We start from the raw sequence: 16,284 nt of genomic DNA, 5'->3' as shown, positions 1-16,284 counted from the left end.
TTGGCGCCCGCGCGTCACCACTGCTTTTCGAGCACAAGCGGCCCGGGCGTGGCGGTACGGCTCACGGCGTAGCCGCGTTGTGTGAACCAGGCGCGCAATTCCTTGATCATGTCCGGGTTGCCGCACACCATGATGCGCGACGTGGCCGGGTCGAGCGTCGCCCCCATCGCCTTTTCCAGTTCCCCCGAGTCCAGCAATGACGTGATGCGCCCCGACAGCGCACCGGGCGTTTGCTCGCGCGTGACGCTGACGGCGAAATGCAGCTTGCTCACGAGCGACGGATCGACGTCGGGATGCGAGAAATGCTTCAGTTCCTCGTAGTAGGCGAGGTCTCGCTCCCATCGCACGCTGTGCACGAGGAAGATGCGCTCGAAACGCTGCCACACGGTGGGGTCTCGCAGGATCGATACGAACGGTGCGAGGCCGGTGCCCGTGGCGAGCAGCCAGAGATCGTCGCCCCCCGTGAAACGATCCAGTGTCAGAAAGCCATAGGCGGTGTGATCGACGAAGAGCTCATCGCCGACCTCGAGTTGCGACAGGCGCGGCGAGAGTTGCCCGCCTGGTACCGTAATTGCATAGAACTCCAATGTATCTTCCGCGGGCGAATTCACGAAGGAGAACGCTCGCCAGATCAGCTGTCCGTCGTCGCCCGGCAGTCCCAGTCGCACGAACTGGCCCGGCGTGAAGGTCAGGCCGGCGGGGCGCGTCGTCTTGATGCTGAAGATCGTCGGCGTCCAGAAATGCATGCCGGTGACCGTTTGCGGCGAGTACTTCGTCTGCGATTGCATGCCGGGGGCTCCTCGCGATTCCACACCGCTTCAGTGTAACGCGCTGCGCGATACGACGCGGCGAGACCCTCCTCGCATGCTGGGTTCCGAGGGCGGCCGGCGTCGCGTCCCGCCCCGCCCCGCCCCGTCGCGTTCAGCCGTTGCCGTGGGCGCCCAACGCGGCCTGCCGGGGCACTGACGGCGCGGCTGCCGTCGATGGTGCATCGGGCAGATGACGTAGCAGCCACTGCGTCAACTCGTCGATGACCGTTTGTCTGTCGAGGTCGTTGAGCGTTTCGTGAAAGCCCCCGGGATAGAGGCGCAGCGTCTTGTCTTTCGAGCCGGCATTGCCGTGAAACTGCTCGCTCGCCCAGGGGGCGGTGAGCCGGTCGGCGGTGCCGTGAAACACGTAGAGCGGCAATTGCAGGGCGTCGGCGTTGGCATGGATGCGCGCCATTGCGTCGAGCAGTTCGGCGGCGGTGCGCGCCGGGGTGCCGCGATAGGCGTTGAGCGGGTCCTGCCTGGCGGCCTCGACGACGCGCTTGTCGCGCGAGATGAGCGCCGGATCGACCTTGAAGACGGGCACTTTCGGCAGCCAGCGCGACACCCATCGGCCTGCGGCCATCATCCATGGCGCCACCGGCTCGCCGGGGCCGAGCGCCGGGCTGCTCAGCATCAGACCGCGTACGTTCGCCGGCGCGCGCGTAATCGCGTACAACGCCGCGATCGCGCCCCCCATGCTGTGGCCGAGCAGAAAGAGCGGGGTCGGGCCGAAGGTCGTGCGCACCTGGGTGAGAAATATCTCGGTGTCGTCGAGATATTCGTCGAATTGCTTGACGAAGAGGCGGCTGCCGCCGGAGCGGCCGTGTCCGCGCAGATCGTACGCGACCGTGGCGATGCCCAACGACGCGAAGTGTTCGGCCAGCGACGCATAGCGGGCGCCATGTTCGCCCATGCCGTGCACGATGGCGACGACGGCGCGCAGCGGCGCGTGGGTGTCGGCGGGCCGCCACGTGTGCATGTGCAACATAAGGCCGTCACTGGCCTGCAGCCGCGATTCCTGATACGAAACCGTCGAATTCGGCATGGTCATGTCTCCTCCTGACGCGCTGGCGTGGCCGCCGTCGCCCGGACGCCGTGACGTCGTGACGTCGACTACGACCGCAGCGGCCCGACGCCGGCGTGGCGATGATCGGGTGCGCCATTCGATCATAGACGTGCGCGCGGCGGGGTGTTTTCTCTAGAGGAAATGCACCACGCCGGCACTGGCTGTGCGTCACGATTTGCATAAAAATAGCACGATCGTTCGGGGCCGGGGCGACGTCGGGGAGCGCTCGTCCGCCGAGGGCGGACGCCACTATCGCGAAGACCCGTCAGGCTCGGCAAGTCGGGAAGACATCGGAATGCGCCGTCATGACTCGTGCCACAAAATGCCTCAAATTCGCAATAAATGCGTCGTGCATCGTGTGGTTATAATGGCAGCGGATTGACGTAAACGTAAACTTGGAGCGAGTTCACATGAAGATCCTGGTACCGGTCAAACGGGTAGTGGATTACAACGTAAAGGTTCGCGTGAAGAGCGACGGCAGTGGCGTCGACATTGCGAACGTGAAGATGTCGATGAATCCGTTCGACGAAATCGCGGTGGAAGAGGCGGTGCGTCTGAAGGAAGCGGGCGTGGCGACGGAAGTGATCGCGGTGTCGGCGGGGGTGTCGCAATCGCAGGAGACGCTGCGCACGGCGCTGGCGATCGGCGCGGACCGCGCAATCCTGATCGAGTCGGACGACGAACTTCAGCCGCTGGCGGTGGCGAAGTTGCTCAAGGCGGTGGTGGACAAGGAGCAGCCGCAGCTGGTGATCCTGGGCAAGCAGGCGATCGACGACGATTCGAACCAGACCGGGCAGATGCTCGCGGCGCTGGCCAGGTTGCCGCAGGCGACGTTCGCCTCGAAGGTGACGGTGGCGGACAACCGCGCGCAAGTCACGCGTGAAGTGGATGGGGGTCTGGAGACGGTGTCGCTGTCGCTGCCGGCGGTGATCACGACGGACCTGCGCCTGAACGAGCCGCGTTACGTGACGTTGCCCAACATCATGAAGGCGAAGAAGAAGCCGCTGGAGACGGTCAAGCCGGCGGATCTGGGCGTGGATGTGACGCCGCGGCTGAAGACGCTGAAGGTGGCCGAGCCGCCCAAGCGCAGCGCGGGTGTGAAGGTGGCGGACGTGGCAGCGCTCGTCGAGAAGCTCAAGAGCGAAGCGAAGGTCATCTGAGGGGAGACGACGAGATGAGCATTCTGGTAATTGCGGAACACGACAACCAGTCGATCAAGGCGGCCACGCTCAACACGGTGGCGGCGGCGCTGCAATGCGGCGAGGACGTGCACGTGCTGGTGGCGGGCAACAACGCGAAGGCGGCGGCAGACGCCGCGGCGCAGATCGCGGGCGTGAAGAAGGTGTTGCTGGCCGAGGCGGCGTATTTCGGCGACGGCCTGGCGGAGAACATTGCCGACGAGGTGGTGTCGATCGCGGGCGGGTATACGCACATCCTGGCGCCGGCGACGGCGTACGGGAAGAACATTGCGCCGCGCGTGGCGGCCCTGCTGGATGTGGCGCAGATCTCGGACATCACGAAGGTCGACAGTGCGGACACGTTCGAGCGCCCGATCTACGCGGGCAACGCGATTGCGACGGTGCAAAGCGCGGACAAGGTGAAGGTGATCACGGTGCGCTCGACGGGCTTCGACGCGGTGTCGGCCACGGGAGGCAGCGCGGCGGTGGAGTCGGTGGCGGCGACGCCGGACGCGGGCGTGTCGCAGTTCGTTGGGCGGGAAGTGACGAAGCTGGACCGTCCGGAGCTCACGAGCGCGAAGATCATCGTCTCGGGCGGGCGTGGGCTGGGCAGTGGCGAGAACTACACGAAGGTGCTCGAGCCGCTGGCGGACAAGCTGGGTGCGGCGCTGGGCGCGTCGCGCGCGGCGGTGGATGCCGGTTACGTGCCGAACGACTACCAGGTGGGCCAGACGGGCAAGATCGTGGCGCCGCAACTGTATGTCGCGGTGGGTATCTCGGGTGCGATCCAGCATTTGGCCGGGATGAAGGATTCGAAGGTGATCGTGGCGATCAACAAGGATCCGGAGGCGCCGATTTTCTCGGTGGCGGACTACGGCCTGGTGGGCGACCTGTTCACGGTGGTGCCGGAGCTCACGGGCGCGCTGTAAGCCGGTGAGGGTAGTGAAGTCGTGACGTTGCGGGGCTGGCCTCGGCATGAGCATTCGAGCCGGCGCCGGCCCCGCAACCGATCCGCATGAAGAGGCGTGGCGGTCACGTCGGAGCGTCTTCATGCGAATCGGTCAAACAGAACAACAAGAATCCCGGCATTCGCCACCATCCGCAGGCAATCGGAATCCCTTGGAGGAACGACATGAGTTATCAGGCCCCGATCAAGGACATGCAGTTCGTCATGAACGAACTGGCGGACCTGACGAGCATCTCGCAGCTGCCCGGTTATGAAGACGCTTCGCCCGAACTCGCGCAAGCCGTGCTCGAAGAGGCGGCGCGCTTCAATCAGGAAGTGCTCGCGCCACTGAACGTCATCGGCGACCAGCAGCCGAGCACGTGGAAGGACGGCGTGGTCACGACCACCCCCGGCTTCAAGGACGCCTTCCGTCAGTTCTCCGAAGCGGGATGGCAAGGCGTGGCGCACCCGCAGGCGTTTGGCGGCCAGGGCTTGCCCAAGCTCGTGGCCACGCCGTGCACCGAGATGCTCAACGCCGCGAACCTGTCGTTCGCGCTGTGCCCGCTCCTGACCGACGGCGCCGTCGAGGCGCTGCTCACCGCCGGCAGCGATGCGCAGCGCGCGCGCTACGTCCCGAAGCTGCTCTCGGGCGAGTGGACCGGTACGATGAACCTCACGGAGCCGCAAGCCGGGTCCGATCTCGCGCTGGTGCGCACGCGCGCCGAACGCGAAGCCGACGGCAGCTATCGCCTCTTCGGCACGAAGATCTTCATCACGTTCGGCGAGCATGACATGGCCGAGAACATCGTCCACCTCGTGCTGGCGCGCACGCCGGATGCGCCGCCGGGCGTGAAGGGCATTTCGCTGTTCATCGTGCCGAAGTTCCATGTCGACGCGGAGGGCAAGCTCGGTGCGCGTAACGACGTGCACTGCGTGTCCATCGAACACAAGCTCGGTATCAAGGCGAGTCCGACCGCCGTCCTGCAGTTCGGCGACAATGGTGGCGCGACCGGCTACCTCGTTGGCGAAGAGAATCGCGGCCTCGAATACATGTTCATCATGATGAACGCGGCGCGCTTCGCCGTCGGCATGCAGGGCGTGGCGGTTGCCGAGCGTGCATATCAACATGCCGTGGCCTACGCCCGTGATCGTCTGCAAAGCCGCCCGGTGGACGGCTCGTCGCGCGAGGCGGTAGCGATCATTCAGCACCCCGATGTCAAGCGCATGCTGATGACGATGCGCGCGCTCACCGAAGGCGCACGCGCGCTGGCCTACGTGGCGGCGGCGCAGGCCGATATCGGGCATCACGCGGCCGACGCGCAAGTGCGCCAACGCGCGCGGGCGGTCTACGAATTCCTCGTGCCGATCGTGAAGGGCTGGAGCACCGAGATGTCGCTGGAGGTCACGAGCCTCGGTGTGCAGGTGCATGGCGGCATGGGGTTCATCGAAGAGACCGGTGCGGCGCAGTATTATCGCGACGCGCGCATTCTGCCGATCTACGAAGGCACGACGGCGATTCAGGCAAACGATCTCATTGGTCGCAAGACCTTGCGCGATCGTGGCGCGGTGGCGAATGCGCTGTGTGAGCAGATCATGGCGACCGAGAACGCGTTGCGTGCGGCGGGCGGTGTGGGAGAGGCGGTGGCCGAACGTCTGGCCAAGGGGCGCGAAGCGCTGTCGATGGTCGTGGACTACGTACTTGCCAACACGCAGGACAACCCCAATGCGGTATTCGCCGGCAGCGTGCCGTATCTGAAGCTCGCAGGGATCGTGTTGGGCGGCTGGCAGATGGGCCGTGCGCTGCTCGCCGCGCAGAAGCTGCGCGATCAGGACCCGTCGTTCTACGACGCGAAGATCGGGACCGCGCGGTTCTTCGCGGACCACGTGCTTACGCAGGCACCGGGTCTGGCGCAGTCGATCACGCAAGGGGCGGATTCGGCACTGTCGCTCGACGAAGCGCAGTTCTGATGGACGGCAGGGCCGGCGCCTTGCCGGCCCGTATGCCCCCGACGCCACGAGGATGGCCGTTGCGATGTCGAAAAAAAACGGCACTGCGTACGCAGTGCCGTGTATTGGGTCCCCGCCTCAGCCGCTAAGCCGGCATCCTGAACCGTGAGGTTCAAGGTGGTCGCGGTTAGTAGCGCTTTGGGTTCATCAGACAGAGTGACGCTCACGCCAGCACTACAAACTTCCGCAACCTGCAACAGATCATTGGTTCAAGGAATCTATGACTTTCGCGAACCAGGCAGGGAAAACTAACCTTTCGAATCGAACGGTGGTGGGTGCCTTTCAGCTTTGATACTGATCGATCACTGCACTCAGTCGTTCGTTCATGCGTTGCATTCTACTCTGAATTTCTTCGGCGGGGAATGCTTGTCCGGCAGCAATACTTTTCTCCAGCGCAAGCAATTCGGATGCCAGGCTCAACGCTGCCATGACGGCAATGCGGTCCGTGCCGCGCACGCTGCTTTGCGCACGAACCTTGCTCATTTCGGCATCCACGCGCGACACCGAGGCCAGCAGATCGGCTTCGTGTTCCGGCGGGCAGGCGAGCCGGTAGGACTGTTCCAGGATATTGACTTCGAGCTGCTTGATCGTCATGCGTTTTCTCCACCGGGGGTGCCGAGCAGATCCATCTGACCCTCAGCGGGGTTTTGCGTCGGGAGCTTTTCCAGGATGGCATTCAGGCGAACCTGTGCCTCGTCGATCTTCGCGGCGAGCTGATCGCGCTGCAACCGCAGGGCGTCACGCTCGGCGCGCAATTGCTCGAGGGCCGTGCGCGTGTCCTCGCATTCGACGCGCGCGCGATCGAGTTCGGCGAGCAGTGCCTGGTTGTGTTGATGGAAACGTTGGCTGATCACAACCAACTGTTCAATTTTGTCGGTGAGATTGTCGAGATCGGTGAGCATCGGGCTGCGTCCTCTTGATTGCCCTACATTCTAACGGAATCGGCGGCCAATGCCCGACGATCGAGCATTGACGCTCGTTCGAATGGCCCCTACACTTGCGGCACTTCGGTGCTCGCGCACGCCCCCCCGGCATGCGCAGTTAAACGGGAAACAGGGAGCCGCGTCCCCACACGGGCTGGCCAACCTGTGCTGCCCCCGCAACGGTAAGTCATTCTTTCGGCCCGAAAGGTTTCCGAAAACGCGCCTCGCCTATATCGCCACTGTGAGCTACCCGCTCGCGGGAAGGCCGGTCAGGCGCCATGATGACCAGCCCGGATACCGGCCGCAGTGAGTGGGGAAAAGCGCGCCGTCCGGCCTTGCCGTGGCGGCCTTCGTCGTTTTCATGTATCGATGCCCGGCATCCGTGACGTGTCACCGGCGCTCCCCTTGCGCCGGCGGCCCGCGGGGGAACGGGTCTAGGCAATAAGAAAACTACGGAAGTCACACCCGATCATGCGCACCCACGTTCGCGCGATGGCGCCGCACGCGCCTGCACTGGCGCGTCTCGCGCCGGCACCCGCCGTCCTCTCCATGCTTTCCCGACTGACCCCGCGATCAACCCTGCGCAAGCCCTCGCGGTTTCACGCCCCGAGTCGTTTCGCCCTTGCCGCCGCCCTGCTGGCGACCGGCGCGGCGGCGCAGGCGCAATCGTCCGCCTCGTCCGCCTCGTCCGACGCCACACTCAACACCACCGTCGTGACCGCGTCGCGCAGCGAGCAGAAGCTCGCGGATACACTGGCCTCCACCTCGGTCATCACGCGCGCCCAGATCGAGGCCAGCCAGGCGCAGGACCTGCCTTCGTTGCTGCGCGGTCAGGCGGGCGTGGAAATCGTCCAGAACGGTGGCTTCGGCACGTCGGCAAGCCTCTTCATGCGTGGCGCGGCCTCGAACGCCTCGCTGGTGCTCATCGACGGCGTGCCGGTGAATTCGGCCACGACCGGCACGACCAACATCGCCCAGATTCCCGTGTCGCAAATCGATCATATCGAGATCGTGCGCGGCAATGTCTCGGCGCTGTACGGGTCGCAAGCGGTGGGCGGCGTGATCCAGATCTTCACGCGCCAGGGTGACGGCGGCCCGCCCAAGGCGCACGCCGAAGTCGGCTACGGCACGAACAACACCACGCAGGCCAACGCCGGCATCGCGGGGTCGTTCGAAGATGGCAAGACGCGCTTCTCGCTGGACGTCTCGCGCTTTCACACCAACGGCATCTCCGCGCAGGACCCGCGTTTCCTCCCGAAAGCCAACCCGAACCGCAACGGCGACGACAACACGAGCGTGAGTGCGTCGCTCTCGCGCAAGCTCGGCGACACGTGGGAGGTCGGCGCGCGCCTGTTCCAGAGCGACGGCAGCAGCAGCTACGACAACGCCTTCGGCAAGCCCACCGACCTGAACGACACCGATGCACGCGTGCGCCAGCTCTCCGCCTACGCGAAGGGCAACGTCACCGACAAGTGGAACACGCGCCTGAGCGTCACGCAGGGCGACGACTACAGCTACAACTACCTGAACGGCAAAGGCAACGGCAACTTCCACACGTCGACCAACCAGATCGACTGGGCCAACGAATATGTCTTCATGCCGGACCAGAAGCTGATCGGCGGCTACACGCGCCAGGAGCAGACGGTCGACGGCAGCACGGTCTACAACCGCAACAACCGCCACCTCGACTCCTTCTACGTGGGCTACGAAGGCGTCTTCGCGCGCAAGCACGAGGTGCAGGCCACCGTGCGTCGCGACATCTACTCCGATTTCGGCGGCGCGAACAGTTACTGGGTCGGCTACGGCTATCGCCTCACGCCGCAGTGGAAGCTGATGGCCAACGCATCGGACGGTTTCCGCGCACCGACTTTCAACGAACTGTTCTACCCCGGCTTCGGCAATCCGAACCTGCAACCCGAGCGCTCCATCTCGAAGGAACTCGCCGTGCAGTTCTACGACGAGCGTTTCGGTCTGGCCAAGCTGGCCCTGTTTCGCACCAACTACACGAACCTGATCCAGTCGCTCACCGTATCGCCCTACACGGCGGCGAACGTGGCGAACGCCCGTGTCGAGGGCCTGGAGCTGACCTATCAGGGCAAGATCCAGTGGACGGGCACGGACGTACGGGCCTCGTTCACCCGGCAGAACCCGACGGATCTCGATGCCAACAAGGTGCTCGCGCGCCGCGCGAAGCAATTCGCCTCGGTCGGTGTGACGCAGAAGTTCCTCGACAAGTATTCGGTCGGTGGCGATGTGTTCTACAGCGGCGAGCGTTACGATACGGGCGGTCAGCATCTCGGCGCCTACACGCTCGTGAACTTGCAGGCACGCTACGATATCGACAAATCCTGGTACGTCTCGGCGCATCTGGACAACGTCTTCAACAAGAACTACCAGACGGTTTATGGCTACAACACCCTCGGGCGAGCAATCTACGTCTCGCTCGGCTGGAAGCAGTTCTGACGACGCCCTGACGGGCGTGGCGCGGCGCGGTACGGTATGACGCCGCGCCGCGCACTCGCCATCTGGACGGGACTGGCAGCGCTTGCGCTGACCATCCTGGTGGCGTCGCTCATGCTGGGGAGCGTGCCGGTCTCGCTGCGCGCGCTCGGCACGCTCGCGCTCGGCCACGACGCCGGCCTCGCGGGCGACGTGGTGTGGCGCCTGCGCCTGCCGCGCGCGCTGGCGGCCTTCGCGTGCGGCGGCCTGCTCGCGGTGGCGGGCACGCTGATGCAAACCCTGTTGCGCAATCCGCTGGCCGATCCTTACGTGCTGGGCATCTCCGGCGGCGCGGGCGTTGCCGCGCTGGGCGCACTCGCGCTCATGCTGCCGTTCTTCTGGGTGCAGACGAGCGCCTTCCTCGGTGCGCTCGCCGCCATCGTCCTCGTGATGGCGCTTTCCCATCGCAGTTTTCTTCGTCCCGGCGATCAGGACACCAGCACCCGGCTGCTGCTCACCGGCGTGATGATGGCCGCCGGGTTCGGGGCACTCGCCACGCTTATCCTCACGCTCGCGCCGGATGCCAGCCTGCGCGGCATGCTGTTCTGGCTCACGGGCGATCTGAACGGTGTCGATCGTGCTGCTTTGCCGCTCGTCACGCTCGGCGCGACGCTGCTCATCGTGTGCCCGGTCGCTCATCGCCTGAACGTGCTGCTGCGCGGCGAGGACGTTGCGCAGGCCGTCGGTGTGGCGGTCGGCCCGCTGCGCGCGCGCGTGTACCTGGCGGCGTCGCTGGCCACGGCGGTTTCCGTGACCACGGGCGGCAGTATCGGCTTCGTTGGCCTGGTCGTGCCGCATATCCTGCGTCAGCGCTTCGGCAACGACCAGCGCATGCTGCTCCCGGCCGCGGCGCTCGCGGGCGGCGCGCTCCTCATGCTGGCGGACCTCATCGCCCGCACGGTACTCGCGCCGACGCAGTTGCCCGTGGGTGTCATCACCGCGATGATCGGCGTTCCGGTATTCCTCTGGTTGCTCTCGCGCCGGGTGATCCGATGAGTGCCCCGCTGCTGCAAACCCACGCCGTGACGTTGCGCGCCGGTCAACGCGTGCTCGTCGACTGGCTCGATCTCGTGGTCGCTCCCGGCGAGTGCTGGTGTCTGGCCGGCCCCAACGGCGCGGGCAAGACGACGTTGCTCGGCACGCTCGCTGGGCTGCGCGAACTCGACGACAGGGCGCAGCGCAACGCGTCGATCCACGCGGGCGGCCGCGTGGAGATCGGCGGCAGGCCGCTGGCGCAATGGCGTCCGGCGGCGCTGGCAAAGGTCCGGGCGCTCATGCCGCAGCTCACCCGGGACGCCTTCGGTGCGAGCGCATTGGAGGTGGTGCTCGCGGGGCGTCATCCGCACCTCGTACAGGGTCGCTGGGGGGCATGGGAGTCGGATGCCGACGTCGAAGCGGCCATGGCGGCGCTCGCCCAGGTCGGCATGGCGGGTTTCGCCGCGCGTGACGTGACCACGCTCTCCGGCGGAGAACGGCAGCGCGTGTCGCTCGCGGCGGTGTTGGCCCAGGCCACGCCGCTGCTGCTGCTCGACGAACCCGTCTCGCATCTCGATCTGCATCACCAGATCGATGCGCTGACGTGTCTGGCCCATCACGCCGCGCGAGACGACGCCGCGGTCGTCTTCTCGTGTCACGATCTGAACCTCGCGCGCCGCTTCGCCACGCATGCACTGCTGCTCGACGGCCGTGGCGGATGGCGGGCCGGCGCCGTGCGCGAAGTGCTCAGCGCCGAGCATTGCAGCGATGCGTTCGGGTACCCGCTGCGCCTCATTCGCGACGGCGACGACGAGGCGCTGATTCCCGTTCGCCGATCATGAACGTCCAGGTCCGCATTTTGATCCGTCCCTCGATGCGCGTGGCGACCGCTCTCGCCCGAGGCATACCTCCATCCCCGCACGCGCGCGATCCGCGCCGCGTGCCCACTTTTTGAAAGGTGCCGTCCATGACGCAAGAACCGATGTCTTCCGAACCGGATTCGACCGGCCCGGCCGACGAAGACGGACGCAATACCCGCCACCGAGATCGCATGGTGCGAAAAAAGGCGGTGATCGACGACAAAATCGCCAAGGCGCAGCGCGACTGCGGCGTGATTGTCGTCACCACCGGTAACGGCAAGGGCAAGTCGAGCTCGGGCTTCGGCATGGTGGTGCGCGCCATGGGGCACGGCATGAAGACGGGCGTCGTGCAGTTCATCAAGGGCGCGATCCCCACGGGCGAAGAAAAATTCCTTCGCCGCTTTCCCGAGGCCTGCGAGTTCCACGTGATGGGCGAGGGCTACACGTGGGACACGCAGGATCGCGAACGCGACATCGCCAAGGCGCAGACCGCCTGGGCGCAGGCACGACGCATGTTGCGCGACCCCGCGTTCGGGCTGGTGCTGTTCGACGAGCTGAACATCGCGCTCAAGCTCGGCTATCTCGACGTGGACGCCGTGATCGCCGATCTGAACGCGCGTCCCGAAATGCAGCACGTCGTGATCACCGGACGCGGCGCACCGCAGGCGCTCATCGACGCCGCGCACACGGTGACCGACATGACGCCGGTCAAGCATGCGTTTTCCGAAGGGATTCGCGCGCAGCCCGGCGTCGAAATGTAATCGTAGTCCTAACGTTTCAGGAAGTTTCTCCGTATGACTGCTTTCAGCCCGTTGCTCTCCGAACTGTTCGACATTGCCGCGCCTTCCGCGGCCATGGACGCTCGCCTGCGGCACGCCATCGACATCAAGACCAAACCGCCCGGCAGTCTCGGTGCCCTGGAGCGGGTGGCGCTGCAGGTCGGTCGCATTCAGCAGAGCGACACTCCCGCGCTCGCCCGCCCGGCCATGCTCGTGTTCGCGGGCGACCACGGCATCGTCGCGGCGGGCGTCAGTCCGTATCCGCAGGCGGTGACCGCGCAGATGGTGCTCAACTTCCTGCGCGGCGGGGCCGCCATCAACGTGTTCTGTCGGGCGCAGGGCATCGAACTGGAAGTGGTGAACGCCGGCGTGGCCGCCGATTTTCCGGCACACGCGTCGCTCGTCGACATTCCGGTGGCGCGTGGCACGCGGAACTTCCTCGACGCGCCGGCCATGACGCGCGAGCAACTGGAGACTGCGCTTGCCGCGGGGGCGGCCCGTGTTGTCGCGCACGCGTCGCGCGGCACGCGGATGATCGGCTTCGGCGAGATGGGGATCGGCAATACGTCGTCGGCGGCATGCCTGATGCAGCGGCTGACCGGTCTTCCACTCGCGGCGTGCGTTGGGCGCGGCACGGGCGTGGACGACGCGGGGCTCGTGCGTAAGACTTCCGTGCTCGAGCGCGCGCTCGCGGCGCATCCTTCGTCCGACCCGACCCCGGACCCGCTCGACACGCTCGCCACGTTCGGCGGTTTCGAGATCGCCATGATGACCGGCGCCTATCTCGCCGCGGCCAAGCTCGGGCTGGTGATCGTGGTCGACGGCTTCATCAGCACGTCGGCGTTGCTGGTCGCCGCACGCGTGTCGCCGGCCGTACTCGATTATTGCGTCTTCGCACACGCCTCGGACGAGACCGGCCACCGTGCCATGCTCGACGCGCTCGGCGCGCAGCCCCTGTTGCAACTGGGCCTGCGCCTGGGCGAGGGGACGGGCGCGGCGCTGGCCATGCCGGTCATCCAGGCCGCCGCCGCATTCCTGCGCGAGATGGCCACGTTCGAGGGCGCGGGCGTCAGCGACCGGGAGGCCGGCGCGTCATGACGCCTTTGCCGTCCGATCCGCGGCACGACCACGAGCACGACCACGAGCACGGTCGGTGCAGCGACGACGGCGCCCCGCCGCCGGCCCTGACGGCTGCGGCGGCTTCGCCGCACGTGGACGTGCCTGGTAGCGGCGAAGTGTCGTTCGGCGGACTCAAGGGACAGTGCCGGCTGTTTCTCACCGCATTGGGATTCTTCACCCGGGTGCCGATTCCACGGTGGGTCGGCTATTCGCCCGAGCAACTGAACGCCGCGACGCGCTATTTCCCGCTCGTGGGGGTGTTTGTCGGCGCGCTCGTCGCGGGGCTTACGGTGGCGATGGGCGCACTGTGGTCGCCGCATCTGGCGATCGCGCTGGGACTTGCCGTGAGCGTTCTGCTCACCGGCGCGTTTCATGAAGACGGCCTCGCGGATGCCGTCGACGCCTTCGGCGGCGCTTTCACGCGCGAGCGAGCGCTGGAAATCATGCACGACTCGCGCATCGGCACCTATGGTGCGGTGGCGCTCTGGCTCGCGCTGGCGATCAAATGGCAGGCGCTCGTCGACATTCAGGCCGCCGCCGGATGGGGCGGCTTCGCCGTCGTATCGATCGGTGCGCATGCCGCAAGTCGCAGCATGGCGATCAGCTTGCTGCGTTCGCTCGACTATGTGCGTGCGCAGGGCAAGGCCAAGCCGATCGCGCAGCGCCTGAGTCTCGGCGCATTGACGTTCGGCGTGCTGTGCAGTGCACCGTGGTGGATCTGGCCGGATTGGCGTGCCGGTGTGAGCGGCGCTGCGGTACTGGTGGTGGTGCGTGCCGGCCTTGTCCGCTATTTGCGTCGCCGCCTCGGTGGCTACACCGGCGACACGCTCGGTTTGGCGCAACAGCTCGGCGAGCTGGCGTTGTACCTGACGGTGTGCGCATGGATCTGATCCTGATGCGGCATCCGCCGCCGGATGTCTCGCCGGCGTTGTGCTACGGCCGCACCGATCTTGCACTCGATCGCACGCGCTTCGACGCCACGCTCGCTTCGATGCGCTCGCGGCTCGCGTCGCTGCTCGGCGTTCGCGCACCCGTGGTCTTGCACAGCAGTCCGCTGCAACGTGCGCGACACGCCGCCGATGCGCTTGCGCTGACGTTCGGACTGCCGGTGCGCGAAGACGCGCGTCTGGCCGAAATGGATTTCGGCGCCTGGGAGATGCAGCCCTGGGATGACATCGCGCGACACGATCTCGACGCATGGGCGCGCGACGTCGCCGGATTCAGACCGCCCGGCGGCGAGTCGGCACGCGACGTCGTCTTGCGCATGGATGCCTGGATGCGCACGCTTGGCGACGCGGCGTGCGCGCCCGGCGATGTCCACGTGGTCGTGGCGCATGCCGGACCGATCCGGCTGCATACGGCCACGGCGCTGGGTTTGCCGATGACCGCATGTCTGTCATGGACGCTCGACTTCGGCGGCCTGTGCCATCTTCGACTGGCCGACGACGGCCAGGTGCGACTGGTGCGCTGGAACGGGTAACCCGGCGTATCCGTGTCGCCCACGCCCCTCGCCGTGGGCTACTTCGCCGACGGGGTGCGGCGTTCGCGGGCAATGTCGAGGTCTTCGCACATCGCGCGCGCGCCATCGAGAATGCGTGGGCCCGGGCGATTGATGAGGTCGCCGTCGATGCCGAACAGATTGTCGTGGGCGACGGCGGGCAACTGAGGCCATTTGCGCCAGCTGTCGAGCGTGGCGAGGGGCTTGTCCGACGCGGTGGCGCCCGGCGTGGCGGTGAACATGGCCTCGGGCTGCTTCGCGAGCACGGCCTCGACCGACACGCGAGGTACGAGCGGCGCCTCGTCGGCGAAGATGTTCACGCCGCCGCACAGGCGGATGACGTCGCTCACCATGTGCGTGCCATTGAGCGTCATGAGCGGTTGCGTCCACACCTGATAGAACACCGACACCGGCGCGCGGGACGCGTACTGCTTGCGCAGTGCTTCGTAGCGCGTGCGGAACGCCTCCGCCGACGCCTGCGCTTTCGCGGGCGTTCCCATCAACGTGCCCAGCGTTTCGATGGCCGCGGGCAGATCGGTCAGATGCTTGGGTTCGGAATAGAACACCGGCAGCTTGAGTTGGCGCAGGGCTTCGACCTGGCGTTGCGAGTTGCCGTGCATCCACACCACGATCAGATCGGGCTTGAGCGCGAGGATGCGCTCGAGATCGAGCGCGCTGTTGTCGCCTACGCGCGGCAGGCGGCGGGCGGCCTCCGGAAAATCGGAATACTTCACGACGCCCACGACCTTGTCACCGGCCCCGGCCGCAAAGAGCAATTCGGTTGCGTGCGGCGAGAGACTCACCACGCGCCGGGCCGGCGCGGGCAGTGTGACCGTGGCGCCCGAGTCGTCCTTGACCGTTACGGCGGCGTGCGCGATGGAAGACGCGACAAGGAGGGCAAGACCGGTGGCCGCCACGGCGGCCCGCTTCAGGGGTGCCAACGTTGCGCGCCGAGGCGCGTGAGAGGCGAGCGGGGCAGAATGATCGAGTGACATCGGAGCAGGGGCGGACAACGGGGTGGCCGCCGCAGAGGGCAGGGAGTCCGCCGGCGCAAGGTCGCCGCGCCGACCGGTCCGCCATTTTCAATGCGTTCGGGCGTTCCGGCAAGGGCGGCGTGCACACGCGCGGCGATCTCCCGGCGAACCGATGCCGCGCCAATGCTGTCGAACTCCGCGTGACGTATTGGGCGGGGCCGCGTGCGCGAATGACGCGTTACCGGATTTGAGCGCGATGGCCCCGACAGGAACAGGAAATCGGCCTCGTCGACGACGATGGACAATGCAATAAGGAGTGCAATTCGTGAAACGAAATTTCGGAAGGATGGGCTGGAAGAGCGCGTTGACGCTCGTATTGGCGACGATGCTCGGCGCGTGCGCCGCGCCTGACGGCCCGGATGGCGCCAATGCATCCGCCGGATCGAGCAAGGTGAAGGCCTACGGTGTGATCGACGGCGGCGTGACGGTGGTCAAATGAGGCGCCGCTGATGCAGGCACAGGCGTGAGTGCAAACGCAAACGACCGCGCCCCCTGTCTCCGAAGAGAACAGGGGGCGCGGTCGTCAAACCGGTTTCGAAGGATGTCAGCGCGTTACTGGAGCCAAGCGTCGAAACCGGGCGGCTCGGCGCA

The 16,284-nt window shown here is 66.3% G+C and carries 16 protein-coding genes, 1 other RNA gene and 1 riboswitch; of the genes, 11 read left to right on the top strand and 6 right to left on the bottom strand.

Annotated features, from left to right (window positions below; translation table 11 throughout):
• Positions 1-14: 14 nt before the first annotated feature.
• Together LV28_RS41880 and LV28_RS41875 are read right to left on the bottom strand one after the other, a co-directional pair.
• Positions 15-788: a ferredoxin--NADP reductase gene (locus LV28_RS41880; protein ID WP_023597138.1), complete on the bottom strand. Its 774-nt coding sequence runs from the start codon at positions 786-788 to the stop codon at positions 15-17.
• A gap of 133 nt (positions 789-921) precedes the next feature.
• Entirely contained in the window at positions 922-1,854 is a 933-nt protein-coding gene (locus tag LV28_RS41875) for an alpha/beta hydrolase (protein ID WP_169834582.1), read from the bottom strand.
• 431 nt (positions 1,855-2,285) lie between these two features.
• On the opposite strand from LV28_RS41875, the gene LV28_RS41870 reads away from it, so the two are divergent.
• The 3 genes from LV28_RS41870 (at position 2,286) to LV28_RS41860 (ending at position 5,967) form a co-directional block, all read left to right on the top strand.
• Complete coding sequence (locus LV28_RS41870; protein ID WP_025249637.1) at positions 2,286-3,035, top strand: electron transfer flavoprotein subunit beta/FixA family protein; 750 nt, start codon at positions 2,286-2,288, stop codon at positions 3,033-3,035.
• A 14-nt stretch (positions 3,036-3,049) separates the two neighbouring features.
• Positions 3,050-3,982 carry an electron transfer flavoprotein subunit alpha/FixB family protein gene (locus tag LV28_RS41865; protein ID WP_023873462.1) on the top strand — a complete coding sequence of 311 codons (933 nt, stop codon included), beginning with the start codon at positions 3,050-3,052 and terminating at the stop codon, positions 3,980-3,982.
• 203 nt (positions 3,983-4,185) lie between these two features.
• Positions 4,186-5,967 carry an acyl-CoA dehydrogenase gene (locus LV28_RS41860; RefSeq protein WP_038620299.1) on the top strand — a complete coding sequence of 594 codons (1,782 nt, stop codon included), beginning with the start codon at positions 4,186-4,188 and terminating at the stop codon, positions 5,965-5,967.
• A gap of 105 nt (positions 5,968-6,072) precedes the next feature.
• Here the strand turns inward: LV28_RS41860 and ssrS are convergent.
• From ssrS to LV28_RS41845, 3 genes are all read right to left on the bottom strand, one after another.
• Positions 6,073-6,254: non-coding RNA, 6S RNA (gene ssrS / locus LV28_RS41855), on the bottom strand.
• A 34-nt stretch (positions 6,255-6,288) separates the two neighbouring features.
• Positions 6,289-6,600 (bottom strand): cell division protein ZapA, encoded by a 312-nt coding sequence (locus LV28_RS41850; protein WP_023597133.1) that lies wholly within the window; start codon positions 6,598-6,600, stop codon positions 6,289-6,291.
• Positions 6,597-6,908, bottom strand: coding sequence for a hypothetical protein (locus tag LV28_RS41845; protein WP_023597132.1), 312 nt, complete (start codon positions 6,906-6,908; stop codon positions 6,597-6,599). Before LV28_RS41845 ends, LV28_RS41850 begins: the two co-directional genes overlap by 4 nt.
• Before the next feature lie 89 nt (positions 6,909-6,997).
• Positions 6,998-7,249, top strand: a riboswitch (cobalamin riboswitch).
• A 229-nt stretch (positions 7,250-7,478) separates the two neighbouring features.
• On the opposite strand from LV28_RS41845, the gene LV28_RS41840 reads away from it, so the two are divergent.
• From LV28_RS41840 to cobC, 7 genes are all read left to right on the top strand, one after another.
• Positions 7,479-9,392: a TonB-dependent receptor plug domain-containing protein gene (locus LV28_RS41840; protein ID WP_438361532.1), complete on the top strand. Its 1,914-nt coding sequence runs from the start codon at positions 7,479-7,481 to the stop codon at positions 9,390-9,392.
• Positions 9,393-9,428: 36 nt separating this feature from the next.
• Positions 9,429-10,424, top strand: coding sequence for a FecCD family ABC transporter permease (locus LV28_RS41835; protein ID WP_038620301.1), 996 nt, complete (start codon positions 9,429-9,431; stop codon positions 10,422-10,424).
• Complete coding sequence (locus tag LV28_RS41830; protein WP_023597130.1) at positions 10,421-11,245, top strand: ABC transporter ATP-binding protein; 825 nt, start codon at positions 10,421-10,423, stop codon at positions 11,243-11,245. The genes LV28_RS41835 and LV28_RS41830 overlap by 4 nt, the downstream gene beginning before the upstream one ends.
• 125 nt (positions 11,246-11,370) lie before the next feature.
• Positions 11,371-12,024: a cob(I)yrinic acid a,c-diamide adenosyltransferase gene (gene cobO, locus LV28_RS41825; RefSeq protein ID WP_371328130.1), complete on the top strand. Its 654-nt coding sequence runs from the start codon at positions 11,371-11,373 to the stop codon at positions 12,022-12,024.
• A gap of 33 nt (positions 12,025-12,057) precedes the next feature.
• The gene (gene cobT, locus LV28_RS41820; RefSeq protein ID WP_023597128.1) at positions 12,058-13,140 is read left to right on the top strand and encodes a nicotinate-nucleotide--dimethylbenzimidazole phosphoribosyltransferase; all 1,083 of its coding nucleotides are present in this window, start codon (positions 12,058-12,060) and stop codon (positions 13,138-13,140) included.
• Positions 13,137-14,051, top strand: coding sequence for an adenosylcobinamide-GDP ribazoletransferase (locus tag LV28_RS41815; RefSeq protein ID WP_081326926.1), 915 nt, complete (start codon positions 13,137-13,139; stop codon positions 14,049-14,051). The genes cobT and LV28_RS41815 overlap by 4 nt, the downstream gene beginning before the upstream one ends.
• A complete protein-coding gene (gene cobC / locus LV28_RS41810) occupies positions 14,042-14,641 on the top strand; it encodes an alpha-ribazole phosphatase family protein (protein WP_038620303.1) in 600 nt (199 codons plus the stop codon). The genes LV28_RS41815 and cobC overlap by 10 nt, the downstream gene beginning before the upstream one ends.
• A 38-nt stretch (positions 14,642-14,679) precedes the next feature.
• Here the strand turns inward: cobC and LV28_RS41805 are convergent, their stop codons facing one another.
• Positions 14,680-15,591 carry a cobalamin-binding protein gene (locus tag LV28_RS41805; protein ID WP_048806856.1) on the bottom strand — a complete coding sequence of 304 codons (912 nt, stop codon included), beginning with the start codon at positions 15,589-15,591 and terminating at the stop codon, positions 14,680-14,682.
• A 367-nt stretch (positions 15,592-15,958) separates the two neighbouring features.
• Between LV28_RS41805 and LV28_RS48855 the strand changes: the two genes are divergently transcribed.
• A complete protein-coding gene (locus LV28_RS48855; protein WP_155765760.1) occupies positions 15,959-16,132 on the top strand; it encodes a hypothetical protein in 174 nt (57 codons plus the stop codon).
• The last annotated feature ends 152 nt before the right edge of the window (positions 16,133-16,284 follow it).

Origin of the sequence: Pandoraea pnomenusa, assembly GCF_000767615.3 — a bacterium.
Lineage (GTDB): Bacteria > Pseudomonadota > Gammaproteobacteria > Burkholderiales > Burkholderiaceae > Pandoraea > Pandoraea pnomenusa.
This window is presented reverse-complemented; position numbering and strand designations above follow the sequence as displayed.